This window comes from Vibrio mangrovi (assembly GCF_024346955.1).
GTDB lineage: Bacteria > Pseudomonadota > Gammaproteobacteria > Enterobacterales > Vibrionaceae > Vibrio > Vibrio mangrovi.
In genome coordinates, this window is record NZ_AP024884.1 from 207322 (window position 1) to 230058 (window position 22737).

24 protein-coding genes are annotated in these 22737 nt (G+C 43.1%); 16 read left to right on the forward strand and 8 right to left on the reverse strand.

All coding sequences use genetic code 11. From position 1 onward, the window contains the following. Positions 1-12 precede the first annotated feature (12 nt). On the forward strand, positions 13-3129 hold the full coding sequence (locus tag OCU74_RS17170) for a beta-galactosidase (RefSeq protein ID WP_087481130.1): 3117 nt from the start codon (positions 13-15) through the stop codon (positions 3127-3129). A gap of 73 nt (positions 3130-3202) precedes the next feature. Here OCU74_RS17170 and OCU74_RS17175 read toward each other — a convergent pair whose 3' ends face one another. Next, entirely contained in the window at positions 3203-4210 is a 1008-nt protein-coding gene (locus tag OCU74_RS17175; protein ID WP_087481129.1) for an expansin EXLX1 family cellulose-binding protein, read from the reverse strand. A 621-nt stretch (positions 4211-4831) separates the two neighbouring features. On the opposite strand from OCU74_RS17175, the gene OCU74_RS17180 reads away from it, so the two are divergent. The 9 genes from OCU74_RS17180 to OCU74_RS17220 all read left to right on the forward strand — a co-directional run bounded on the left by OCU74_RS17180 (position 4832) and on the right by OCU74_RS17220 (position 11000). After that, a complete protein-coding gene (locus OCU74_RS17180; RefSeq protein WP_390623667.1) occupies positions 4832-5290 on the forward strand; it encodes a lipocalin family protein in 459 nt (152 codons plus the stop codon). 34 nt (positions 5291-5324) lie between these two features. Further along, complete coding sequence (locus OCU74_RS17185) at positions 5325-5600, forward strand: putative quinol monooxygenase (protein WP_087481128.1); 276 nt, start codon at positions 5325-5327, stop codon at positions 5598-5600. Positions 5601-5656: 56 nt separating this feature from the next. After that, entirely contained in the window at positions 5657-6013 is a 357-nt protein-coding gene (locus tag OCU74_RS17190) for a nuclear transport factor 2 family protein (RefSeq protein ID WP_087481127.1), read from the forward strand. A 21-nt stretch (positions 6014-6034) separates the two neighbouring features. Next, a complete protein-coding gene (locus OCU74_RS17195; RefSeq protein ID WP_087481126.1) occupies positions 6035-6670 on the forward strand; it encodes a DUF1349 domain-containing protein in 636 nt (211 codons plus the stop codon). A 140-nt stretch (positions 6671-6810) separates the two neighbouring features. After that, on the forward strand, positions 6811-7437 hold the full coding sequence (locus OCU74_RS17200) for a LysE family translocator (RefSeq protein ID WP_087481125.1): 627 nt from the start codon (positions 6811-6813) through the stop codon (positions 7435-7437). Between the two features lie 62 nt (positions 7438-7499). Then, a complete protein-coding gene (locus OCU74_RS17205; RefSeq protein WP_234993585.1) occupies positions 7500-7976 on the forward strand; it encodes a GNAT family N-acetyltransferase in 477 nt (158 codons plus the stop codon). Positions 7977-8486: 510 nt separating this feature from the next. Further along, the gene (locus tag OCU74_RS17210) at positions 8487-9221 is read left to right on the forward strand and encodes a GTPase (RefSeq protein WP_087481123.1); all 735 of its coding nucleotides are present in this window, start codon (positions 8487-8489) and stop codon (positions 9219-9221) included. Continuing rightward, on the forward strand, positions 9218-10405 hold the full coding sequence (locus OCU74_RS17215) for an MFS transporter (protein ID WP_315972467.1): 1188 nt from the start codon (positions 9218-9220) through the stop codon (positions 10403-10405). Before OCU74_RS17210 ends, OCU74_RS17215 begins: the two co-directional genes overlap by 4 nt. 169 nt (positions 10406-10574) lie before the next feature. Beyond that, entirely contained in the window at positions 10575-11000 is a 426-nt protein-coding gene (locus OCU74_RS17220) for a universal stress protein (protein ID WP_087481121.1), read from the forward strand. 56 nt (positions 11001-11056) lie between these two features. Here OCU74_RS17220 and OCU74_RS17225 read toward each other — a convergent pair whose 3' ends face one another. Together OCU74_RS17225 and OCU74_RS17230 are read right to left on the reverse strand one after the other, a co-directional pair. Then, on the reverse strand, positions 11057-11668 hold the full coding sequence (locus tag OCU74_RS17225; RefSeq protein WP_143693204.1) for an NAD(P)H-dependent oxidoreductase: 612 nt from the start codon (positions 11666-11668) through the stop codon (positions 11057-11059). A gap of 123 nt (positions 11669-11791) precedes the next feature. Next, a complete protein-coding gene (locus OCU74_RS17230) occupies positions 11792-12280 on the reverse strand; it encodes an Lrp/AsnC family transcriptional regulator (protein WP_087481120.1) in 489 nt (162 codons plus the stop codon). Between the two features lie 216 nt (positions 12281-12496). Between OCU74_RS17230 and leuA the strand changes: the two genes are divergently transcribed. The 4 genes from leuA (at position 12497) to OCU74_RS17250 (ending at position 15304) form a co-directional block, all read left to right on the forward strand. After that, positions 12497-14161, forward strand: a complete 1665-nt coding sequence (gene leuA, locus OCU74_RS17235) for a 2-isopropylmalate synthase (protein ID WP_087481119.1) — start codon at positions 12497-12499, stop codon at positions 14159-14161. Between the two features lie 142 nt (positions 14162-14303). Next, entirely contained in the window at positions 14304-14684 is a 381-nt protein-coding gene (locus OCU74_RS17240; RefSeq protein WP_087481118.1) for a hypothetical protein, read from the forward strand. Between the two features lie 49 nt (positions 14685-14733). Further along, on the forward strand, positions 14734-15084 hold the full coding sequence (locus tag OCU74_RS17245) for a DOPA 4,5-dioxygenase family protein (RefSeq protein ID WP_087481200.1): 351 nt from the start codon (positions 14734-14736) through the stop codon (positions 15082-15084). Further along, complete coding sequence (locus OCU74_RS17250) at positions 15071-15304, forward strand: hypothetical protein (RefSeq protein ID WP_143693202.1); 234 nt, start codon at positions 15071-15073, stop codon at positions 15302-15304. The genes OCU74_RS17245 and OCU74_RS17250 overlap by 14 nt, the downstream gene beginning before the upstream one ends. A gap of 134 nt (positions 15305-15438) precedes the next feature. Here OCU74_RS17250 and OCU74_RS17255 read toward each other — a convergent pair whose 3' ends face one another. Together OCU74_RS17255 and OCU74_RS17260 are read right to left on the reverse strand one after the other, a co-directional pair. Further along, positions 15439-15651 carry a hypothetical protein gene (locus OCU74_RS17255; RefSeq protein WP_234993584.1) on the reverse strand — a complete coding sequence of 71 codons (213 nt, stop codon included), beginning with the start codon at positions 15649-15651 and terminating at the stop codon, positions 15439-15441. A 314-nt stretch (positions 15652-15965) separates the two neighbouring features. Continuing rightward, positions 15966-16847, reverse strand: a complete 882-nt coding sequence (locus OCU74_RS17260; RefSeq protein WP_087481116.1) for a helix-turn-helix transcriptional regulator — start codon at positions 16845-16847, stop codon at positions 15966-15968. Positions 16848-17190: 343 nt separating this feature from the next. Here OCU74_RS17260 and OCU74_RS17265 point away from each other — a divergent pair, with 343 nt between their 5' ends. Beyond that, the gene (locus tag OCU74_RS17265; protein ID WP_087481115.1) at positions 17191-18138 is read left to right on the forward strand and encodes an SPFH domain-containing protein; all 948 of its coding nucleotides are present in this window, start codon (positions 17191-17193) and stop codon (positions 18136-18138) included. After that, positions 18138-18611 (forward strand): NfeD family protein, encoded by a 474-nt coding sequence (locus OCU74_RS17270; protein ID WP_087481114.1) that lies wholly within the window; start codon positions 18138-18140, stop codon positions 18609-18611. The genes OCU74_RS17265 and OCU74_RS17270 overlap by 1 nt, the downstream gene beginning before the upstream one ends. Before the next feature lie 198 nt (positions 18612-18809). Here OCU74_RS17270 and OCU74_RS17275 read toward each other — a convergent pair whose 3' ends face one another. The 3 genes from OCU74_RS17275 to OCU74_RS17285 all read right to left on the reverse strand — a co-directional run bounded on the left by OCU74_RS17275 (position 18810) and on the right by OCU74_RS17285 (position 22706). Then, entirely contained in the window at positions 18810-19697 is an 888-nt protein-coding gene (locus OCU74_RS17275) for a LysR family transcriptional regulator (RefSeq protein WP_087481113.1), read from the reverse strand. Positions 19698-19844: 147 nt separating this feature from the next. Continuing rightward, a complete protein-coding gene (locus tag OCU74_RS17280) occupies positions 19845-21203 on the reverse strand; it encodes a carbohydrate porin (protein ID WP_087481112.1) in 1359 nt (452 codons plus the stop codon). A gap of 114 nt (positions 21204-21317) precedes the next feature. Then, complete coding sequence (locus tag OCU74_RS17285; protein WP_087481111.1) at positions 21318-22706, reverse strand: glycoside hydrolase family 1 protein; 1389 nt, start codon at positions 22704-22706, stop codon at positions 21318-21320. Positions 22707-22737 lie beyond the last annotated feature (31 nt).

Genomic DNA, 22737 nt, shown 5'->3' on the forward strand with positions numbered 1-22737 from the left:
TGTTGAACTTTCATGCGAACTTTTCAAGATATTATTGCCAGCCGGGACTGGCAGAATCCTGGTGTAGTCAAATTGCACACTTTGCCTGCCCATGTGCCGTTACAGAGCTACCGCAGCATTGAGCATGCCTGTCACGGGACAGAAAGCCGCCGCCATTATCTGAATGGAAAATGGGCATTCAGACTCTATCCTGCTCCCGAAGCTGTGGATGCGGCGATAATATCGCCGGAGTATGACATATCACAGTGGACACCGATTGATGTGCCCGGAAACTGGCAGCTGCAAGGTTTTGATCACCCTATTTATACCAATGTGAAATACCCGTTTCCCGATCGGGCTCCTTATGTTCCGGAGCAAAATCCGACCGGCTGTTATATCTGTGATTTTGTGGTTGAAACACCGCCCGGAGAACAAACCCGGCTCCTGTTTGAAGGGGTGAACTCTGCTTTTCATCTGTGGTGTAACGGGCAGTGGATCGGCTACTCTCAGGACAGTCGTCTGCCGGCAGAATTTGATTTATCTGCCTGCATCCAGCCGGGTAACAATCGTCTGGTCGTCATGGTCATGCGCTGGTCTGATGGTTCTTATCTTGAAGATCAGGATATGTGGTGGCTGAGCGGAATTTTCCGTGATGTTTATCTCTGCCATAAACCTGAAGTGGCGATCAGCGATGTGTTTTTACGTCCTGAACTGGATGCCTTATACCAGAATGGACAGTTGCATGTGACTACGAAGCTGAACCGGCAGACAACACGGCATCGTGTGCAGGTGATGTTATTTGATGCCGATGGTCATTCTGTTCCAATGCAGGGAGAAACGATCTGTGCAACTGGTCAGGCGGATGTCGATGAGAAAGGTGGCTGGGGTGATCAGGTGGAACACCTGCTGACAATATCTCATCCGCATCACTGGAACGAACAGACGCCTTATCTGTATCGCTGTGTTGTGGCGTTGCTGGATGAACAGAGCCAGGTCATTGAGTGTGAAGCTTTCTCTCTCGGATTTCGCAATGTTGCGATCGAAAACGGGTTACTCAAAGTCAATGGCAAAGCTTTGTTGATCCGGGGAGTCAACCGCCATGAACACCATCCTGAAACCGGCCATTATGTTGATGAAAACACAATGGTCAGAGACATTCTGCTCATGAAGCAGCATAACTTTAATGCGGTGCGCACATCCCACTATCCCAATCATCCGCGTTGGTATGAACTGTGTGATCAGTATGGCCTGTATGTGGTTGATGAAGCCAATATCGAAACGCATGGTCAGTTCCCGATGTGTCGTTTATCGGATGACCCGCAATGGAATCATGCCTACATGCAGCGCATGATCGGCATGGTCGAACGGGATAAGAATCACCCGTCTGTGATTCTCTGGTCTCTGGGCAACGAATCCGGAATCGGTCTGAACCATCATGCAATGTATCAGTGGACCAAACAGCGTGATCCGTCACGTCCGGTACAGTATGAAGGCGGCGGTGCTGATACCGACGCAACCGATATTATCTGCCCGATGTATGCCCGGGTTGACCGGCATCTGGGCGGAATCAACCCGAAATATGCAATCAAAGACTGGATTGGCCGGCCGGGAGAGCAGCGGCCTTTAATTTTATGTGAATATGCGCATGCGATGGGGAATAGTCTGGGCAGTTTTGCCAAATACTGGCAGGCATTCCGTCAGTATCCACGTCTTCAGGGCGGGTTCATCTGGGACTGGGTCGATCAGGGGATTTCAAAGCGGGATGAACAGGGACGGCATTACTGGGGATATGGCGGAGATTTCGGCGATGAAATCAATGATCGTCAGTTCTGTATCAATGGCCTGATCTGGCCGGATCGCACGCCGCATCCGACATTACAGGAAGCCAAACAGGCACAGCAGTTCTACCAGATTGCTTTTGACGGTCAGCAATTACTGACATTGACCAGTGAACAGTTGTTTGCTGCTGAAGTCTTGATTTGCCGCTGGACAGTGCTGGAAAATGGCATTGAGATTTTAGCCGGGGAGCAGACGATCACGATCAAACCTGAGTCAGAGCAACATCTGGTATTGCCTGTTTTCGATTGTCAGTATCAGTCTGATAAAGCATACCACCTGAATATTGATCTGATGCTCGCAGAGGCGGCGTCCTGGGCTCCGGCCCGGCATCCTGTTGCTCAGACACAGTTCGAGTTAAAAGCTGCCTATCCATCAATTTTTTCCGGTTTGTCCGGACATGCTGGTTCATCCCGGCAAACAGGATTTTCTCAGAATTCGGCTGAGCTGCGCGTAACGGAAAGCGCAACGCTGGTCACTATCAGTCTGGCAAACCAGCAATGGACGTTTGATCGTCACAGTGGTTATCTCATTGGCTGGAAAAATGATGATCATTCTTTATTGTGCCGCCCGCTGAAAGATAATTTCTACCGGGCACCATTAGATAATGATATTGGTATCAGCGAAGTGGATCGGCCGGATCCGAATAGCTGGATGGCCCGCTGGAAGAAAGCCGGTTTCGATCAACTGGCGGTGCAGTGTACGGATTTTGTGCTTGAGCGGGAAAGCGACCGGGTGACGGTGGTGACGGACTTTGAATATGCATTCGAAGGACAGGCGGTTTTACACACGAAATGGCGCTATACCCTGAATCCTCAGGGAGCGATGCTCATCGATATCGAGGCATGCAAGCTGGCAGAATTGCCATCGTTTGCACGGGTTGGCCTGACATGCGCGCTTCCCCTCACTGATTCTGTGACATGGTTTGGCCGGGGGCCGCATGAAAATTATCCTGACCGCTGTCTGTCTGCCCGCATGGGATGTTATCAGTCCCGGATTAGTGAAATGCATACGGATTATATTTTCCCCACTGACAACGGATTACGCTGTGATACCCGGGAGCTGAAGCTGAGTGGAATCACAGTGAAAGGTGATTTCCATTTCAGTGTCAGTCACTATTCACAGGCGACGCTTGAGGCAGCTAAACATCCACATGAGCTGGTGGCCGATGAAGTGGTTTATCTCAATATTGATGGTTTTCATATGGGAGTCGGTGGTGATGATTCCTGGACGCCGAGTGTTCATCCTGAGTTTCTGCTGGAAGAAAACCGCTACCGGTATCAGATCGTACTTATGGCCAGTTCATGCTCGTGATCATAAAGAAACCCGGAGCGAAAGCTGCCGGGTTTCTTTGCTGTGAACTACGTGTAATGTTTTTTAGTACTGGTTAACGATTAGCACAGAAGCCGAACGTTGTACTTGCTCCGGCTGACAGCGAGTCATTCCATGAAGCTCCGGTGACAGATAAAGTTTTACCAGACTGAGACCATTGTCCGTCCCACAGATTGTATACGCTACCAGTAATATCCAGTGTGACTGCCCAGACAACTCCGTGGTCATTGTTATTGGTTACAGTAACGGTTTCACAGTAGCCATCGTTCCATGAACTGTCCGTTGCTTCAGAAACCGCAATGTTGTCAGAGGTTGGGGTATTGTTATCATCAGGTGGTGTCGAGCCATCATCGCCTGAGCCTCCGGTATCACCAGAAGATCCGTCACCCTGATGAACCGGGAACTGAGTCGCGGTATCAATTTCATTTGTCAGAATAAGAGGCACTGACAGCACTTCTACAGTTTGTCCCCAAAAATCGGTGATACGGAAATCATAAGGACCAACCCCGAATCCGTCAGCTTTTACAAAATAGTTATATGGCTTACGCTCTAAGTTTGCGTAACTGTTACCGGAGCCGGAAACACGGTATTCAATGGCGGTGATTGGATAGCGGTGATCCCGAGCCTGAACTGCAGTCCACCACTGGCTGGAACCTTCTTTGAAAAAGAGCTTCATATTACCGGCCTGCTCATTGGCTACATATTTCCAGGAAATTGGAATCCGCCCGGCTTCGAGTGGTGAAATTTCCGCGAAGGCATCTTGATCCAGATCGACATCGCCTTTGGCACATTCGGGGCATTGATCATCGATGCGCACGGTGACGGTCTGATTGGTTTTAGTATTTGTTACCTCAATAACAGCACCACAAGCAGCCGAATTATTATAGTCTGTCGCATTCATTGCTGCGGTGTAAATACTGTCATCCGGGAGCGGAAAGCTACAGTTTCCACCACCGCCATAACCGTAGAATGTACCTTCTCCTGTGTGAATCGAGTCGTCAGCGACACTCTGTCCACAAACCAACATCGTCGCTACCAATAGTGAATAATATGTTTTGTTCATAAAACCCTCGTCTTAATCTTAGAGACACAAAAGTAAACGCCGGTCAGAAGAAACATGCTTAAGCCGATGCCACTGACCTTACAAATAAAGATAAATAGCAATCGATACAGCAGATTACCTAGGGGCTGTTGACCTTTCGTGATGTTTTTTGCAGCAATTTGCCGTTCATTTAGCCAAGGCAGGTCATGTGAAGTGTAGCGATCTACATGAACCATGACCTAACGCCGGATAAATGAACGACAAATGCTGCCCAGAGGGTTCATCTGAACGTGTCTTGCTCTTTGTTGCGGGTCATTTGCTTAGGATGCTAAGCGGCATGCCCCGCGCCGCGACCAATACCCGTTCAGATTGAACAAAATTCAACCACGAAAGGTCAACAGCCCCTAGATATATTTACATTGTTTCATATGTGTTTATGTGAGTTTATGGTGATATTTGCAATAGAAATTTGTTTGAATAAAAGGATTGTGATGTGAACGATACTTGAGATCATAAGATATCTGTTCTCATAATCATAAGGTGTTTGTTCTCTTCATCACCCTGACTGGTTTGTCTGTGGAGGTTTTGTTGAAAAAGCTATTTGTGTTCATCAGTTCTCTGATTCTCGGGGGATGTTTAGGTATGCCTGAATCGGTAAAACCTGTATCAGATTTTGAGCTGAACAATTATTTGGGTACATGGTACGAGATTGCTCGTCTGGATCACTCTTTTGAAAGGGGATTGAGTCAGGTGACCGCGGAGTATCGGGCAACAGGTGATGGTGGTGTCTTGGTGTTAAACCGGGGGTTTTCTGCGGTAGAGAATGAATGGAAAGAAGCTCAGGGGAAAGCTTATTTTGTTGGTACGAAGCAAGAGGGATATTTGAAAGTCTCTTTCTTCGGACCTTTTTATGGTTCTTATGTTGTTTTTGAATTAGATCATGATAACTATCAATATGCGTTTGTCTCCGGGCCAAACACTAAATATCTATGGCTGTTATCCAGAACGCCGTCAGTCACACCAGAGCTGATCAAAAAATTTATCCGTATGTCAGCGGAGCGTGGTTTTGATACAAACAACCTGATTTACGTGCAGCATTAAAATTTTGCAGAGAATGAGGTTATTAAGGAGACTCATGTCAAAAGTCATATTGAAAGGGTTTATTATTGTTCCTGAATCTGATCTTGCTGCGGTAAAGCAAGCGTTGGTTCGGCATCGGAAGTTAACATTAGAAGAACCGGGATGTATTGTATTTGAAGTGACGGAAAATGCTGATGACCCACAGCGATTCGATGTGTATGAAGAATTCACCGATAAGTCAGCGTTCGAACAGCACCAAAAGCGGGTGAAGCGCTCTCTCTGGGGAGAGATCACTATGAATGTCGAACGTCACTATGAAATTGTGGGGTAAATGGGTCAGCAGGAAAACATCGGTGGAACGCTGAGTTCAGAGTGGGAGGGTGAAGGATGGAACCAAAGCAACTCATTGAAAAGTGGGTCGAAGTTTTCAATCAGGGAGACGCTGAGAAACTTGCTCGTTTTTATCATGATGATGCGATCAATCATCAGGTTGCAAATGAACCGGTGATCGGCAGGGATGCGATCAAAACGATGTTTGCCAGTGAATTTGCAACGGCTGAGATGGTTTGTATTGTTGAGAATATTTTTCAGGATGGAAACTGGGCTATTCTGGAGTGGAAAGATCCACTCGGATTACGCGGATGTGGCTTTTTTAAGTGTGAGGCCGGATTGATTACTTTCCAGCGGGGATACTGGGACAAATTGAGTTTTCTGAAAGCCCACAATCTGCCGGTTCCAGTCTGAACAACAGGATGGAATACTTATATGGAACGGATATTAAAGCAAGGAATATGGCTGCATGAGCCTCAGTCTTATCTGATTGGTGAAGACTCGGTTGTGATCGATACGGAACCGGGAACCGATTTCTGGCAACGCTCTTATTACGGTTTCAGAAATGACAATGCCCCGGCCTTTTTATTTACCAGTGATGAAAACTTCACATTCACGACAAAAGTGAAGTTCGAATATAAACATCTGTTTGACCAGTGTGGTCTGCTTCTCTATATCGATAGCGAGAATTGGTTCAAAGCCTCTATTGAATATGATAATCCTGACTTTTCAAAACTGAGTAGCGTGGTAACCAATTTGGGTTATTCCGACTGGGCAAGTAACGATATTATAACTCCGCCGTTTATCTGGTATCGCTTAAGCCGGCGTGGTCCCGATTTTCTGATTGAGTCTTCATTTGACGGCGATACTTTTCATCAGATGAGAATATTTCACTTACATGCGCTGGGCGAAACAACCGCAGAGATGGGCCGGATGAATCCGCCTATGCCAGTGAGTGTTCCGGTTCGTTTTGGTTTATATGCGTGTAGCCCGACGGATTCTCATTTTCGCGCCGAATTTACCCATTTCAGATTTGAAACCTGTCGTTGGAAAGCACACGCTACGGAATAACCGTTATTGGTCACAACAGTTATCACGAAATATGTTGCAATCAAATTGTTGTCGCTGGTTACAGTACGGTTGACAGCGAAATTCAAAGGACACAGTATGAGTGAAATAAAGAAAGTACGATGATCTGAAGGAAAAGATAAATGTCGGTAGAAATCTGGTGTGCATTTGTATTAACGGCGTCAGTGATCTTAGTGATCCCAGGACCAACGATTATTTATGTGGTCGGCCAGTCATTAACACATGGCCGGAAAGTCAGTATTCCTCTATCACTAGGGGTTATCTTAGGTGATGCTATCTGTATTATATTATCTTTTATTGGCATTAGTACGTTGCTGTCACTCTTTTCTGCCGCATTAGCTGTGATTAAATATATAGGTGCAGCCTATTTAATTTACCTCGGTTTAAAAATGCTTGTTGCAAATTCTGGTTTAAATAACCAGAAAGTAACTGAAGCACCATTTTATCATCCAAAGACATTATTCAGAGATGTCTTCTTTGTTAATGCACTCAACCCTAAAGGTATTATATTTTATTCGGCATTTATGCCGCAATTTATCACACCGGGATATGATGTTGGTTTTCAGTTTATGCTGCTGGCTATGACGTTCTTATGTCTGGCTTTGATTAACGTAACGTTTTACTCATTGTTAGCCGCAAAAGCGAACGAACTATTCCGTTCGGTCAGATTTACTAAAGGATTCAATGTCACAGGCGGTCTCAGTTTAATATTTGCGGGTTTGTATACCGCAACGATTGAGAAAAGATAGTCTGTTTACGACCGGTAATTTCCCGTGAAATAGAGATGGGTTGCGTATCTAAGATAGGAGAGATGATGAGTATCAAATACAGAAAAGCAGCAGGAAAAGATGCGCAGGCGATTAGTGAGCTGATTGTTCCTTTAACCCGGAAGTACGTTTGTCCGACATTCGATGAATCAATGCATGATACTTTGTTGCAATCGATGTCGGTCGAGAATATAGAGCGTTATTTGTCTGAGGGATATCTGTATGTGGTTGCAACCGATGATATGGGGGAAATTGTCGGTGTTGCGGCGATACGTGATGCTTCGCATTTATACCATTTGTTCGTCAGCGAACGTTATCAGGGACAAGGTCTGTCACGCAAGCTCTGGGAAAAAGTCAGAGCTGAAGTCCCAGAGAATCGTCGTCCAACGCGCTTTACGGTGAATTCTGCTTTAAATGCCGAGCATGTTTACCGGAGCTTTGGTTTTGTCCGGACTGAAGAAGGTGTCCGTAACCGAAATGGGATCATTGATGTGCCGATGGTGCTGAATGTCGATTGCTGAGATTGTTTAGTGAATTAAATATGGAAGTAACATCACAAACTCTTCTGTGTTAATTTTATCAATATAAGTAAATCACAGTACAAGCAATATATATAAAAATCATTTTAATCAATAAAAATTAGTAATATTACCATCAATAATCCTTGAGAATATATTTGTAACTAGTTTTCATTAGACCAAAGTCTTATGCAGTATTCGCTAAAGGTTGCCTAAATTTGTTACAGAATGTTAACAAATGTGTTTCATTCTTATCCATCAATTAACATTTTTATATTGGCAACTATCATAGAAAATGAGGTCTACAATGAAAGATAAGTTACAAGCCGCAATGTCAGTAAAACTAAAGGGATTGAACATTAACGAACAACCCCCTCGCTTAGTTCGTTCTAACGCCGCTTTTGATTCGAATGATTCTAACCCGGATTCAAAGAAGAAAAAGTAGTTATTATTTAATGAGAAGCACCCTTGGTGGGTGTTTCTCTGTTCTTCAGTCTAAGCTAGGTGAATAAAATGAATTCAATAAAAAAAGAACTTTATGAAATGCTTAATTCTTTTGATGTGTCCCCATCCAAAGAATACAAAAAATGCATCGAAAAATATTTAACATCGGATCTGTCTTTTACATCAGATCTTATGTCTGGGTTGGCGAAGACAATTTTTCAAAGTAAGAAAATGATGGCTTACTATCTGCTTCATAATTCGATAGATGAAGCTAAAGGGGCGGCAAGACTCCGTATGATTGCTGGCCGTTATGCGGATGAAGAATTAAAACAGAAAATGATGCGGCATTATTATGATGAAATGAATCATTCCAAAATGTTTGCGAGTCTTATTCCTTTAACCGGATTTGAAGCTGAACCTTATCATGATGGTGTTGCTGAAGAAATCGATAAGATTCTGGATTTCGATGATAATATTAAAACATTTATTTTCCGAGTTCATTCGATAGAAGTTCGCTCATGGCGATTACTGTTACTTCATCTGAAAATTATTGATGAAAGTAATGCCGAATATATGGAAGAGATGCGTCCAACCATCCAGAGAATTCTTGAAGATGAAATGAGACATGTGTCTTATACAGCGAGCTATGTTAGTCAATGGCTACATGAAGATCCTGAACTGTCGAATACATTTATTGAGTGCATCACACATACAAATAAAGAGACGTGGGAAGATTTGTCATCAATGGCAGGTTTCATGAGAGATAATGTGCAAGAGCTTATGCGTGAGGCTGACTTGGTATGATTGCCTGGAGATACCACCTTTTATCACGCTCGCCTGTCGCAATGCTTATTATTATCGGGATAGCATCAATTATCGCGAATACCGGCTGGCGGGTAGTGATGAATAACTTTGCTGTCGATACAGTAGGAATGACCGGGGCAAATGTCGGTATTCTTCAGAGTGTCCGCGAGATTCCCGGTCTGCTTGCATTTACGGTTATGTTCTTATTAATGGCGTTATCTGAGCAGCGTGTTGCAATACTTTCACTGTGTATACTTGGAATAGGTGTTGCTATTACAGGATATTTACCTACAGTTTATGGGTTCTACTTTACGACGGTTTTTATGTCACTGGGATTTCATTATCTGGAGGCTGTTCACCGTTCCCTGTCTACCCAAGTACTTGAAGCCGAAACCTTCGGTGAGTCAATGGGACAAATAAATGCTGCTTCAGCATTTTTTGGTTTAGCGACGTTTATCGGGATTATTTTGGCTGTACAGATATTTGATGTGTCGGCTAAAGTCATATTTTTGGGATGTGGCGTGATCTGTACCCTATTATCAATCTACTTACTTTCTTTTCATAAATATGACGATAGTCGTGTAAAGCAGATAAATAAAATCATCCTCCGAAAGGAATATTCAACTTACTACTTTCTGACATTCTTAGGAGGAGCAAGACGGCAGATTTTTGTGGCTTTTGCCGGGCTTTTAATGGTTCAGAAATTTGATTATTCAATTACCATGATGGCTACATTATTCATGTTATCCAGTTTAGCGACAACTATTACATTACCTGCTATCGGAGAATTTATAGACAGGATTGGTGAGAAAAGAGCACTTCTTCTGGAATATGCAGCGTTGGCGATTTTATTTCTATCCTACGCATATGTAAGTAATCATTATGTTGCGGGTGTTTTATACGTACTTGACAGCATTCTATTTAGCTTCACTCTTGCATTGGCTACCTACTTCAAAAAAACGATCAAACCTGATGAAATCTCTGCGACATCAAGTATTTCATTCACTATTAATCATATTGCTGCTGTTTTTCTGCCGTTTTTACTGGGTATTGTTTGGATGAGTGGATCTGAGATTGTGTTCATCATTGGTGCTGTTATTGCGATGATCAGCTTTTTTGTTGCGATGTCGATAAAAGAAGACCGAGGAACCGTAAAACAAGATATTTATCAGCGGGATATATGAATATTCAGTTTAGGTGTGTAAATATATCAATCTCCCGGCTGTGATCGGAATATCTTGGTTCATTCGCTGCTATGAGTAAGAAGAATCAGGAAAATGGGAGACGGCTCAAATCACAATAATTGTGACTGACTTAAGTTTTAGTTAAATAAACTTAAGTCTGGATAATGTGATGTACAAACACATTCTGGTTGCCGTCGATCTTTCAGCAGAAAGCTGGCTCCTGTTGGAGAAAGCGGTGAGTCTCGCCCGTAGCTTTGGCTCGGAATTGTCGTTGTTTTATGATGATTATACCTACCATGACAACGACGCACATATGATTATTGATCCATCATATGCCATTGAGAATAAGGTTTGTGGCCAGGCTGATGCTCAGGCACATCTGAAGGAAATTCTTGAAACCACAGAATACCCGATAAAAAGCACTTTAATCGGTAATGGGAGCTTCTCTGAAGAAATCCAGAAAGCGATTAAAGAATTACATATTGATCTGGTCATCTGTGGTCACCATCATAACTTATGGCACAATATTTCTTCATCAGCTCAGCACATGATGAAAGCGACATCCGTTGATCTTTTAGTTGTCCCTCTAAAATAAGAAGATAACAGCATCCCCATCTCTGGGGAGCTTAAAAATTTTCTGCTTTTTAGGGGTTATTTTTCCAGTCGTTCGATTAACCGTTGCTGATATTCAGGCAGTTTTGATGCTGAAATTGCCTGAAATGCTAATGGGGTTAAATAAGTCATTCCGGCATGGAGAGCACTGGCTTTCATTGGGGTAAACACATCTTCCAGCTTGACGCCTATTCTGCCTGATTCCCCATATGTAGAACTGCCACCTGCCGCGGTGGTGACCAGCAGCATCTCTTTGCCCCGCCATAATCCCGGTCCAACACTGCCCCATACCTCATTCAGATAAGCTTTCATCATTGGTGTGATATTGAACCAGTGGGTTGGAAACATAAATACGATCCGATCATTCTGGCGAGTGATCTCACGCTCTTTCGCACCATCGATAGCACGGGTGTCAAAACCATAAATAGTTTCCAGATTCCTGACGGTTACGCCTTCGACACTCTCGGCTGCCTGTTGCAATCCTTTGGTCATCACAGAACGCTCAGGGTAAGGGTGGGAAACGATGACTAGCGTTTTGATATCGGTCTTATGCGGTTTGTTTGCCGCTAGTGCGCTGCCGGTGATAAAGAAACTCAATACTTGCACCAGTATCAGGGACAGCGTGGCTTTCAGAAGGGAATGTCGGTTCATGATTGAACTCCTCAAAATATGAATAGGGATAGAATAGTCATAAAGTCTCATATTTTGCTTTTCAGTGGTAGTCTGTTGTACCTGTGCAATTCATTGATGTTACTGGTGGTTTAAAGCTATGTCTTAACTGTGATTTTCGCGTTTTACATAATGGAGCGGTAATGCAGTTGAATCGACAATCTTACGCAGTATGAATGAAGATTTCACACCCGATACGCCCTGTATACGGGTGATCTTACCCAGCAGTATATCGTGATAACTATCCATATCTGCTACGGCAATTTTGAGCTGATAATCGGCATCGTGGCCAGTAATGACATAGCATTCCATAACCTCGGGGATTTCTGCGATCGCTTGCTCAAAGGCAGCAAAACGCTCGGGGATATGTTTATCCATACTGATATGCAGCAGAGCAATCAGATTCAGTCCAATCTGGCGTTCGTTTACCCGGGCGACATACTGGTCGATCACGCCATTTTCCTGAAGCTGGCGAACCCGGCGTGAGCAGGGAGCTGCGGTCAGACCAATACGATCAGCAAGCTCCTGATTGGAGAGTGAACCGTCTTGCTGTAACTCATACAGAATCTTTATATCATAACGATCGAGTTGCATTTTATTTTTCTCATAAATCATAGTGAGCAATACTATATAATATAAATGGATAATTACTTATATTAAATTGCGTTTGGGTTGAAAAATAGCCAATTTACGCAACCCTATTTCTTTGCACCTTGATTAAACTGGATTCTATGGAAACTTCCTGAATCCGGCTGCCTGTGAGCCGTGGATTTTCTGCCGACACCCACATAACTTTCAAGGATTATAATTATGTTTGATTTTCGTAAATACCGAGCCTTCGAACCGATTCGTTTAACCGATCGTACCTGGCCTGATCAGGTGATTACACAAGCACCGGGCTGGTGTAGCGTTGATCTGCGTGATGGAAATCAGGCACTGATCAATCCAATGGATGTTGCTAAGAAAACCCGTATGTTCCAGCTGTTGGTGAAGCTTGGCTTTAAAGAGATTGAAGTCGGTTTTCCCGCCGCGTCGCAGCCGGATTTCGATTTTGTCCGTGCTTTGATCGACAATGATTTAATTCCCGATGACGTATCAGTGCAAATTCTGACTCAGGCTCGTGAGGAGTTAATCGCCCGCTCGTTTGATGCTTTAAAAGGTGTGAAGAAAGCGGTTGTTCATGTTTACAACTCAACCTCGACCGTTCAGCGTGAGCAAGTCTTCGGGAAAGACCGTGAAGGTATCAAAGCCATTGCCGTTCAGGGTGCTCGCTGGGTGCGTGAATACGCGGAGCTGAATCCGGAGACTGAATGGGCATTTCAATATTCCCCGGAAAGTTTTACCGGTACAGAAATGGATTATGCGGTGGAAGTGTGCAATGCCGTGATTCAGGAATGGCAACCGGAGACGGGGCGTCGTGTTATTCTGAATTTGCCGGCGACAGTTGAGATGTCGACTCCCAATATTTATGCCGACCAGATTGAGTACTTCTGCCGCAGTGTGAATCATCGCGATCAGGTTGAGATCAGTCTGCATACTCACAATGACCGCGGTTGTGGTGTCGCGGCTGCGGAGCTCGGTGTCATGGCTGGTGCTGATCGGATCGAAGGGACTTTGCTGGGGAATGGTGAGCGTACGGGCAATATGGATATTGTGACGATGGGAATGAACCTCTATTCTCAGGGCATCGATCCTGAGCTCGATTTTTCTGATATTCAGGAAATCATCGAAGTGGTTGAATATTGCACCGAGCTGCCGGTATCGGCGCGTCATCCCTGGGCCGGAGAATTGGTGTATACCGCCTTTTCGGGCAGTCATCAGGATGCGATCCGCAAGTCGATGCAATATCACGAAAAGCATCAGTTACCGCACTGGCAAGTGGCTTATCTGCCGATTGATCCGCGTGATATCGGCAGAGATTATGAAGCCGTGGTCCGGATTAACAGCCAGAGTGGTAAAGGCGGTGTCGCACTGATTCTGGAGCGTGACCACAATATTAGCTTGCCTAAGTGGATGCACAGTGAGGTGAGTCAGGTGGTCCAGAAAGCTACGGAAAGTAGCGGTGCAGAAATTACCTCGCAGGAGATCAAAGCGATTTTCGAACAGTATTTCGTTACCTGTAATCCGCAATGGATGCTGGAAGGATATGATGTCCGCACCGGGCAGAGTAAGGTTGCCGGAGAGTTCCGTATCCCGGCTATCAAGCCGGCGTTATATGGTGAAGGTCACGGTATTGTAGAAGCATTCGTCAATGCTTTGGAAAAGCGGTTCGGTATTGAGATTCGGGTAACTCATTTGGATGAAAGTGCTCTTTCCGCCACGACCGATGCTCAGGCTCAGGCATGCATTGCTTTAGATGTCGCCGGTCACCGGTATTGTAGTGTGACGACTGGTGAAGATACCTCCGCAGCGGTATTACAAGGTGTTCTGACAGCCTTTGCCCGCAGTCAGTTAGCGCAGCAAATTGCTGCATAATCCGATGTTGCATGATCCTGAATGTCGGCAAACTGCCGACATGAAAGCTGAAATATGCTCCCGTTTTATGTAACACTATCTCTGGTAGTTGAAAACTGGGATAGTTAGCCATATAACATTATAAAAGAACGAGGAGATTTTTATGAAGGATCAAAGGCTTATTCAGAAAGTAGAACAGCTCAGCAGTGCCGGGTGCCACTATCGTATTGAAGAGTTGGCTACTATTTATTCCCCGGACCTTGTTATACATATCTTGCAGGAAGATTCATCTCTGCTCACTTTTGATTATCAGCAGAATCTGGATTTTTTCCGTTCTTTGCGAGACTCCGGAGCTTCTCCATTAGATACGACGGCGGACTTTAATCTGGCTGAAGTTCAGAATGGAACGGGGTTTGTTACTGTGACAAGGATCTTAGACCTTGGTGCCGGGCCGAAAAAGATTATATTTAACCTGTTCCTTGAAGAAACCTCAGAAGGATGGCAGATTTTCCGGGAACAGGCCGTTATTCTTGGTGATGCCTGACCACCAGTATCAGATGTTCCTGAATATTTTAAACAGACGTGTAATAAAAATGAAAAATCCACCAAGACCTCAAAACAGACATGCCGCATATCATGCGCATGTCTATTTCGATAGCAGTACCTTAGGGTTTGCGACTGAGTTGTGTCATACCGCCGGTGAAAAGTTTTCTCTGAAAGTCGGCCGGGTTCATCAACGGCTCGTTGGTCCTCATACGAAATGGAGCTGCCAGATTCGTTTCGGCCATGCTGATTTCGACCATCTGATTCCCTGGCTAGACAAGCATCGGGGAGATTTAAGTGTCCTGATTCATGCAGATACGGGGAATGATCTGGAAGATCACACCAAATATGCCTACTGGCTGGGTGATGCAGTTGAGCTGAATCTGAGTGTACTTCACTAATCTCAACTCCTCATTGCCGGGAGAGATCGGTTTTGGCGGAGGAATGCTGTTGATCGCGATTTTGCCGGCTTTTCTCCCTAAGTTTCTCGTTGGCTCTTTTGTCGGCACCCGGTTGAGACTTTCTGCCAACAATGAATACATCATCCGGGTGATCAAAATACTGCTGAGCTTACTGGCAATCCACATGGTCATCCGCGTGTTACTGCTGCAAAGCGGGTAGCTATTGCTGTATTTTGGGTGTGTTTGTTTGCTGTGTTATAAAATAACTATTTGATTTAAAAAGAATTGATATTGTTGGTTAAGCTTTGGATACAAAAGTAGTGTCTATCTGACTGTAACATATTTGGTATTTAGTTAAGAATTTTCTGCTTTCTTAACCTGTGACTTATAAACCCCATCAAAGGATAAAAGTCTTACTTCCATTACTGCACCAAAATACTCAAGCTGTACCAGAGGTTCGTCCTTTTGCTTAAGCTGAAAACTGAATGTTTCATAAAGAGATGCAATAAAGTCTTTAACTGACTGATCAGCTTCTGTCAGAGAATGGGATAAATTATCTTGTTTCATTTTAAACCTTGCCAACATTAATAAATATTAGAATTATTAGTTCACAGAATAAATAATATTGTTTTCTGAATTATTATATTTTTACTATAAGTAAAGAGAATAGTGAATGTTATTTATATGAAAATGGATAAATTGATAAGTATATAATAAATTTGTCAGTTAAATTAAATGGTATGCTAAATTCTACTGACTGTAATAATGAAATATATCTAACAACCAAGTAATGAGAATATTAATTTGTATAATCACTATTTCTCACCAAGGAATATTACATGATTCTAGTTTTTTATCTCATATCAAGTCAACTTAAAATTCTACTCTTTTATTGATAGATGTGATACTAATTGAGCCACTTCATTTTTTTGATGAGGGTTGAGTCGGCGGAAGGCTTCTACGATTAGAATATCTCTATAATGCTGATACCGTCTCAGTTGGTGGAAAGCAGTAAACTGCTCCATTTCACTTGTAAAATCAGCATGAGAGTTTAGATTAAATCCAAGGCGAACCCTGGCACCAATTGAAATTGAAAATGGAGTTGTTTTGTTCTGGTCTTCCAACACACTATATTGATATTTTGATAATCCTAATACTTTAGCCATCGTATATGATGTTATATTATTTTCTATTCTAAATCGCTTTATGGTAATAGCCACTGAACGATAGTAATCAATAGCAAAAGCACGTAAATCTAAAACACTAGGTGGGAATAATTGGTCATATTTATCTTTACTGTAAAATTTAGACTGCGTATTTCTCTTGAATATTGAAAAGCCCTGTCTTGAATCGTTATCAAGCAACGTTTCGATCATATCAAGAATAGTGTTAAACTGTTTGGAAGATAGTCTACCAATACACATTAACACTTTAATAGCATTATCATCCATACCACGGAATTGTTCTTTTACCTTTAATCCATAGTAAAAACTTGTTGGAGGAACCATAGTGACCCATGAATATGCAGCAACAAAATGAATTGGTCTCATTGATGAATAGCTTTGTTGCATATATTTTTTCAAAGTTTCTCCACTAAGTCCTCCAAAACGTTTTTTCAATTCATTAAAAGTAATTCCTTGTATTCTTTTCACATAAGACATACCCATAGCAATATCAGAGTCTATATTTCTTAACATTTCATCCAGATGAGCAATTTCTTGATCAGATGCAATTACAATGTTTTTATTCTTTTGGTCCAACATATACAACCTAACTCGGATTTATTATCTCATAATAATTATACAATTAATTACATAGCTACGGAGGTTATTAAATTTTTCAGATATGTCAATCCTGTTCGTGTATATGGATAAACCCATGCCATTTTCCTTTTAAGGGAAGTCCGGGCAGTGAGTCCGGTGCCGTCAGAGATCACTTGGCACTCGGAGTGAGGGCTTCCATTGATGGAGATTGAGCACACCAAAACCACTACAAATTGATTTAAGTTGCACTATCGGGCGTTTATGCAAAGAAGTTCTTTCCTTGCTTGTTTGAGGTCAGTAAACTTTAATTTGCTTATATTCTTATCAAGGAACGGGTTTACCCATGAATATCGTTAATATTCTGATCGACAATGTCTTCACAGTACCTGTCGCTCTGCTTATCTTTGTTCTCATCTTTCTCAAGTCTTCTATTATTTTTGTACCTCAGAACCAGGCCTATTTGATTGAGCGGTTTGGTAAATACCTTGCAACCAAAGAAGCAGGGTTAAACTTTTTATTCCCTTTTATTGATAAAATTGCTGCTGTTCGTTCATTAAAGGAACAGGCGGTTGACGTACCACAACAAGGGGCGATTACCAAAGATAATATTTCTCTGCATGTCGATGGTGTGCTGTATTTCCGGGTACTTGACCCATATAAGGCCACATATGGTGTCGATGATTATATTTTTGCCGTGACTCAGTTATCGCAAACAACAATGCGTTCTGAGTTAGGTAAGATGGAATTAGATAAAACCTTTGAAGAACGAGATGCTCTCAATACAAATATTGTATCGGCGATCAATGAAGCGGCCGGACCTTGGGGTATTCAGGTATTGCGCTATGAAATCAAAGATATTATTCCGCCACAATCTGTCATGGAAGCAATGGAAGCTCAAATGAAAGCCGAGCGGGTTAAACGTGCTCAGATTTTGGAATCTGAAGGGGATCGTCAGGCCGCGATTAACCGAGCTGAGGGAGAGAAGCAGTCTATCGTTTTATCTGCTGAAGCGGATAAAGCAGAAAAGATACTTCGGGCTGAAGGGGAAGCGAAAGCCATCATTGCTGTTGCGAATGCACAGGCAGAAGCGCTGCGGACGGTGGGTGAATCAGCTAATACTGAAAGTGGTCAAAAAGCTATCCAGCTTGAGCTGGCAACGAAAGCTATCGAAGCCAAGCAGGCGATTGCGAAAGAGTCTTCGATGGTCATCCTGCCTGATAATGCAACCGATGCAAGCTCTATCGTTGCTCAGGCGACATCCATCATTAGTCAATTGAATAAGAGTCGGTAATGGAATTTATTATATCTCATCTGATTCAGGCACTGGCTGTACTTGGGTTGGTGTTGTTAGCAATAGAAGTCTGGGTGCTGGGACTGAGTACCTTCGTCTTATTGTTCATGGGAATCGGCTTACTGCTTACATCATTGTCAATGTATATCGGATGGATTCCCATCACATGGCAATGGGCACTGATTGCCACCACATTGTATACATTGCTAACGGGTGCTGTATTGTGGCCTGTGTTTAAGCGAGCCCAGAAAACGCCAGAACATAAAACCGTGCAAAGTGATTTGATTGGACACAGTTTCTTCCTTCCGGAGGATACTGCACCGGACAAACCTGCGTCTTATCGTTTTTCAGGGATTGAGTGGCGTCTGATTACCAGTGAACCTTTGGCAAAAGGCACTTTAGTGGAAGTTGTCAGTTTGCAGGTCGGTGAGCTGTTCATTCGGGCAAAAGAGTCTGATTCCGGCATAAATTAATATAGGTTGTGCCAGTGATGCGCAAAGTCTTTACTGGTTCTTGCCGAATCGATACTTGCGCATCTATTCCTCTTGGATATTACCTGATGCCGAGATGGATATAAGTCGGGAGCACAGATATTGCTCTACGGAGTAATGGGTGAATATCTGACAATGCTACCCTCCTTTGTTCAACAAGACATTATTCTAATTGGCGGCCTAATAAATCGAAGCATTAAAATGGCGGTAAACCGTTTTTACAAAGAGTTCGGTAACTGAGTTGAAGTTACGGTTTTTCTTCCACAGAATAACACTCTGGATGGTTTTAGCCGGAGATATCGGGCGGAAGCAAATCGACTGATGATTTTCAATTAAGGAGTTGTTCAGGCAAATCGGATATCCCAACCCTTTTTCGACACACAGTAGCGCGCTTGGCAGCAGATTATAGGTTCCAAACGTTTTGATATAGTATTTGGTTTTGCCGAACCAGTTTTCAACTTCACTTTTGACCGCAGGACGGGAAGGGAGTAACACGGGAACTTTACAGAGATCCTGAATCGTTACCGCCTCTTTTTGGGCCAGTTCATCATCAACATGCAGCAAAACTCCCCATTGTTCATTGCTGGGTAGTCTGATTACGTTGTATTTAGAAGTATCGACCGGATCAAGCAACATACAAATATCGATGATGCCCTGATCCATTTTTTCCAGAATATCGTCGGTAGAACCTGTATACAGATTAAACGTAACATTCGGATATTCCTGTGAAAAAGGTCCCATCAGTTCATATAGTTTTTCAGAACCCGATGATTCAATTGTACCGACTGCAACGCTACCTGAAATGAGAGAATTCGGATCGACCAGCTCTTTACTGGTTTGATCGGCCAGATCCAGTATTTCACGAGCTCTTTTCTTCAGCAGTCGACCTTCAGCTGTCAGCTCGATAGAACGCTTTTCTTTTATAAACAGGTGGACGCCCAGATTTTCTTCCAGAACAATGAGTTGCCGACTGAGAGTTGGTTGAGTGATGTGCAACAAATCGGCAGCCTTCGTTATATTTTTCGTGTTTGCAACAGTTAAGAAATAGCGAAGAATTTTCAGATCCATGTTCGGTGTCACTACCACTAAAAGTTTAAAAAGAACAATATATCGTAATCAATAAAAAAAAGCGCTGTAATCTATCACATATATGGATTACAGCGCATTTACTCTACTCAGAGCATTGGGGGCAGTGGATTAGTGGATAAGATTAGATTACCACCATACTTCGGCCTGAACACCGAAGGTCAGCTGGTCGTCTTTACCACTGTTGAACTTGAACTCGGAAATTTCATTTTCGATCGATTTCAGGTACGTGGTATAGAAACGGATTTCAGGGCGAGAACGCAACATACTGGTTTTAACTTTCAGTGCGTGGAACGCTGTGAGTTTATATCCGGATTCATCCAAAGTTTGTGAGTTCGCTTTGGTCGACTGGTTAAAGTAACCGACTTCAACTCCGGTCTGGTTGAAGCGATCCCAGATATATGCCGGGCGAATTGCCGTTCTGACAAACTTGGTGTCTGCATTAGCCCGTTTGTCGTCTGCACTGTATATATCGTCTCCGAATCCGGCAACAAACGCATGAGCAACAATGAAATCTGAGCCCAGATAGTTTTCACCCTGACTAATTAAACGGTAACTGTATCCCGTTGCGCCACCGTCAATATACATATAATCCGGGTTTGCATCGTTAATTTTTACCATATTACTGGCGATAGAGTTGCTACCGATTTGCAGAGTTAATTCGTTGAATCCACCGTCTTCAAATTTTGTTTTTAAAATACCAGTGGCAATCCAGGCATCTTTAAAATTAATATCAGCCTGCTGATCGGTCTTATTTGGCGAATGATATTTGCCAGCTAATTCGAGTGTTGTGTCACCAAATACAGGAATATCCCGATAACGGAAGTCAACAAAGTTTGTATTTACAGCGCTATCATTGACATTGATATCTTCCCGTAATAAGGCTATATCAAGAAAGCCTGTTCCCATATCAATATTTTCCAGACCGACAGCTCCGGCAACTTTGGCGCGATGGAATTTCCAGTCCAGCATCTGAATCTCATGGTTGGCCAGTTTATGTTTACCAACCCAGAGCCGTGAACCGGGCAGGGCAGGGATAAAGCCGGTTGTGGTTACATACATATCTGAGTATTGTAAATAACTGCCGTCAGCTTTTGGTGCATCGAACCAGCCGCTTGCTTTAGAGAGGCTGACATTACCGTCCAGAGTTACAGCTGCGGTGACGGTTTTTCCCTCTTCATCAAAAACTTTCTGAATAAATTTCAGATCATACCAACCGGTATGTTCATTACCGAAACGTCCTACACTTCCCAGAGCATAGTGTTGTGGAGCACCATCGGTTGTCGTTGCGTAACCAGCGCGAAAATAACCGGAATAACGGAAGCCGTAATCTTTTTTGACTTCTTCTTTGACCTGTTTAACAATCTGATCAATCTCTTCCTGTGTTAAATTACTGGTTTTTGCTTCTTCTGCGTGAATATATGGACTCACGGCAAAAACAGCGCCTGCGATTAATTTAATCAGTGTTTTATTACTATAATTTTTCATAATATACCCAATTGATCACGTAAATAAAAAAATTATTTTAAAGTGAGTTTACCCGGTAGTTTTCTGGCTCCCACCAGAAAACTACTATTCTTTTATATGATTAATATCTATTGATTAGCTGTTGGAATTAATAAACTCTTTGTACCAAAAGTAGCTTTTTTTAGGGATTCGCTTTAATTCTTTTAAATCAAATTCATCCCGGTCAATATAAATAAAGCCGTAACGTTTACCATAACCCTGGTGTGTGCTGACTAAATCCATCGCTGCCCAAGGACAGTATGCAAATATCTCGACACCATCAGTGAGGGCTAATTGCATTTGCTCGATGTGCATTGTTAAATAATCAATTCGGTATTGATCATCAACTTGTCCATCGACCAGTTCATCTCCCTGGCCTAAGCCGTTTTCAGAGATCATGATTGGTAAACGATATTTATCCCATACGGCACGTAGTGTTGTTCTGAATCCAACCGGGTCAATCAGCCAGCTATATTGCGTTTTGCCCAGATGTGGATTGACCGCTGCACGATAAACACCTTCTTCACCATACATGATCTGTTGATCACCCTCACGATGAGTCACGTCAGTGCCATCATTCCGGCTGGCAGATACAGTCATTGTTGCGTAGTAGTTGATTGAAATAAAATCAGGTTTCGCGCCTTTCAGTATTTCTGCATCGCCTTCCTGAAATTCCGGTTCAAGACCGCGGTCACACAAGTAAGCCCAGACCAGACTGTTATACTCACCGTGGTAAGCCATATCCAGATATAGCCAGCAACGAATTGCCATCCAGTTATCGGCAGCAATAACATCTTCCGGACTACAGGTTTCAGGATAAACAGAAATAATATTCGGTGCCGGGCCGATTTTCGCGTCATCCAATAGTTCGTGGCAAAGTTTCATGCTTAATGCCTGAGCCAGAAACATATGGTGTGCCTGTTGGTATGATTCTTTCTTCGTTGATTGTGCGCCAAGTGCATTTCCGTGTAATACCATGACATTCTGTTCATTAATAGTCAGGAAATATTTAACGCGGTCACCAAAGCGTTCGAATACCAAACGGGAATATTCAACGAATGCATCGATTGTTTCCCGGTTATTCCAGCCTCCTCTTTCTTCCAGCGCCTGAGGTAAGTCGAAATGATATAGCGTCAGAATAGGTTCGATATTATAACGTAATAATTCATCAATTAAGTTGTTATAGAATTCGATACCTTTCTCGTTGACTCCGCCCTGACCATCCGGAATGACCCGTGACCAGGCTACAGAAAAACGATAACTTTTCAGACCCATCTCAGCAAATAATCGTACGTCTTCCTGATAACGGTGATAGTGATCGCTAGCGACTTTGAAATCAGTAATATCATCGTGTCTTGCCCCAAGTGCATCCTGCACTGAAGGGCCTTTTCCATCAGCATCCCAGCCACCTTCAACCTGAAAGGCTGATGTTGATGCTCCCCACAGGAAATTTTTGGGGAATTTCTTCAGCTGTTTATAAAACATAATTATCCTTACCTAATCACTGTACAGTGTA

Bases quoted from the DNA above. Each gene is read 5' to 3' on its own strand.
- OCU74_RS17205 (WP_234993585.1), top strand. From the start codon at position 7,500: ATGATGAGTATCAAATACAGAAAAGCAGCAGGAAAAGATGCGCAGGCG.
- OCU74_RS17170 (WP_087481130.1), top strand. From the start codon at position 13: ATGCGAACTTTTCAAGATATTATTGCCAGCCGGGACTGGCAGAATCCT.
- OCU74_RS17255 (WP_234993584.1), bottom strand. From the start codon at position 15,651: ATGAAACAAGATAATTTATCCCATTCTCTGACAGAAGCTGATCAGTCA.
- OCU74_RS17210 (WP_087481123.1), top strand. From the start codon at position 8,487: ATGAATTCAATAAAAAAAGAACTTTATGAAATGCTTAATTCTTTTGAT.
- OCU74_RS17225 (WP_143693204.1), bottom strand. From the start codon at position 11,668: ATGAACCGACATTCCCTTCTGAAAGCCACGCTGTCCCTGATACTGGTG.
- OCU74_RS17215 (WP_315972467.1), top strand. From the start codon at position 9,218: ATGATTGCCTGGAGATACCACCTTTTATCACGCTCGCCTGTCGCAATG.
- OCU74_RS17285 (WP_087481111.1), bottom strand. From the start codon at position 22,706: ATGTTTTATAAACAGCTGAAGAAATTCCCCAAAAATTTCCTGTGGGGA.
- leuA (WP_087481119.1), top strand. From the start codon at position 12,497: ATGTTTGATTTTCGTAAATACCGAGCCTTCGAACCGATTCGTTTAACC.
- OCU74_RS17280 (WP_087481112.1), bottom strand. From the start codon at position 21,203: ATGAAAAATTATAGTAATAAAACACTGATTAAATTAATCGCAGGCGCT.
- OCU74_RS17190 (WP_087481127.1), top strand. From the start codon at position 5,657: ATGGAACCAAAGCAACTCATTGAAAAGTGGGTCGAAGTTTTCAATCAG.
- OCU74_RS17200 (WP_087481125.1), top strand. From the start codon at position 6,811: ATGTCGGTAGAAATCTGGTGTGCATTTGTATTAACGGCGTCAGTGATC.
- OCU74_RS17185 (WP_087481128.1), top strand. From the start codon at position 5,325: ATGTCAAAAGTCATATTGAAAGGGTTTATTATTGTTCCTGAATCTGAT.
- OCU74_RS17195 (WP_087481126.1), top strand. From the start codon at position 6,035: ATGGAACGGATATTAAAGCAAGGAATATGGCTGCATGAGCCTCAGTCT.
- OCU74_RS17270 (WP_087481114.1), top strand. From the start codon at position 18,138: ATGGAATTTATTATATCTCATCTGATTCAGGCACTGGCTGTACTTGGG.
- OCU74_RS17265 (WP_087481115.1), top strand. From the start codon at position 17,191: ATGAATATCGTTAATATTCTGATCGACAATGTCTTCACAGTACCTGTC.
- OCU74_RS17260 (WP_087481116.1), bottom strand. From the start codon at position 16,847: ATGTTGGACCAAAAGAATAAAAACATTGTAATTGCATCTGATCAAGAA.
- OCU74_RS17180 (WP_390623667.1), top strand. From the start codon at position 4,832: ATGCCTGAATCGGTAAAACCTGTATCAGATTTTGAGCTGAACAATTAT.
- OCU74_RS17245 (WP_087481200.1), top strand. From the start codon at position 14,734: ATGAAAAATCCACCAAGACCTCAAAACAGACATGCCGCATATCATGCG.
- OCU74_RS17240 (WP_087481118.1), top strand. From the start codon at position 14,304: ATGAAGGATCAAAGGCTTATTCAGAAAGTAGAACAGCTCAGCAGTGCC.
- OCU74_RS17230 (WP_087481120.1), bottom strand. From the start codon at position 12,280: ATGCAACTCGATCGTTATGATATAAAGATTCTGTATGAGTTACAGCAA.
- OCU74_RS17275 (WP_087481113.1), bottom strand. From the start codon at position 19,697: ATGGATCTGAAAATTCTTCGCTATTTCTTAACTGTTGCAAACACGAAA.
- OCU74_RS17175 (WP_087481129.1), bottom strand. From the start codon at position 4,210: ATGAACAAAACATATTATTCACTATTGGTAGCGACGATGTTGGTTTGT.
- OCU74_RS17220 (WP_087481121.1), top strand. From the start codon at position 10,575: ATGTACAAACACATTCTGGTTGCCGTCGATCTTTCAGCAGAAAGCTGG.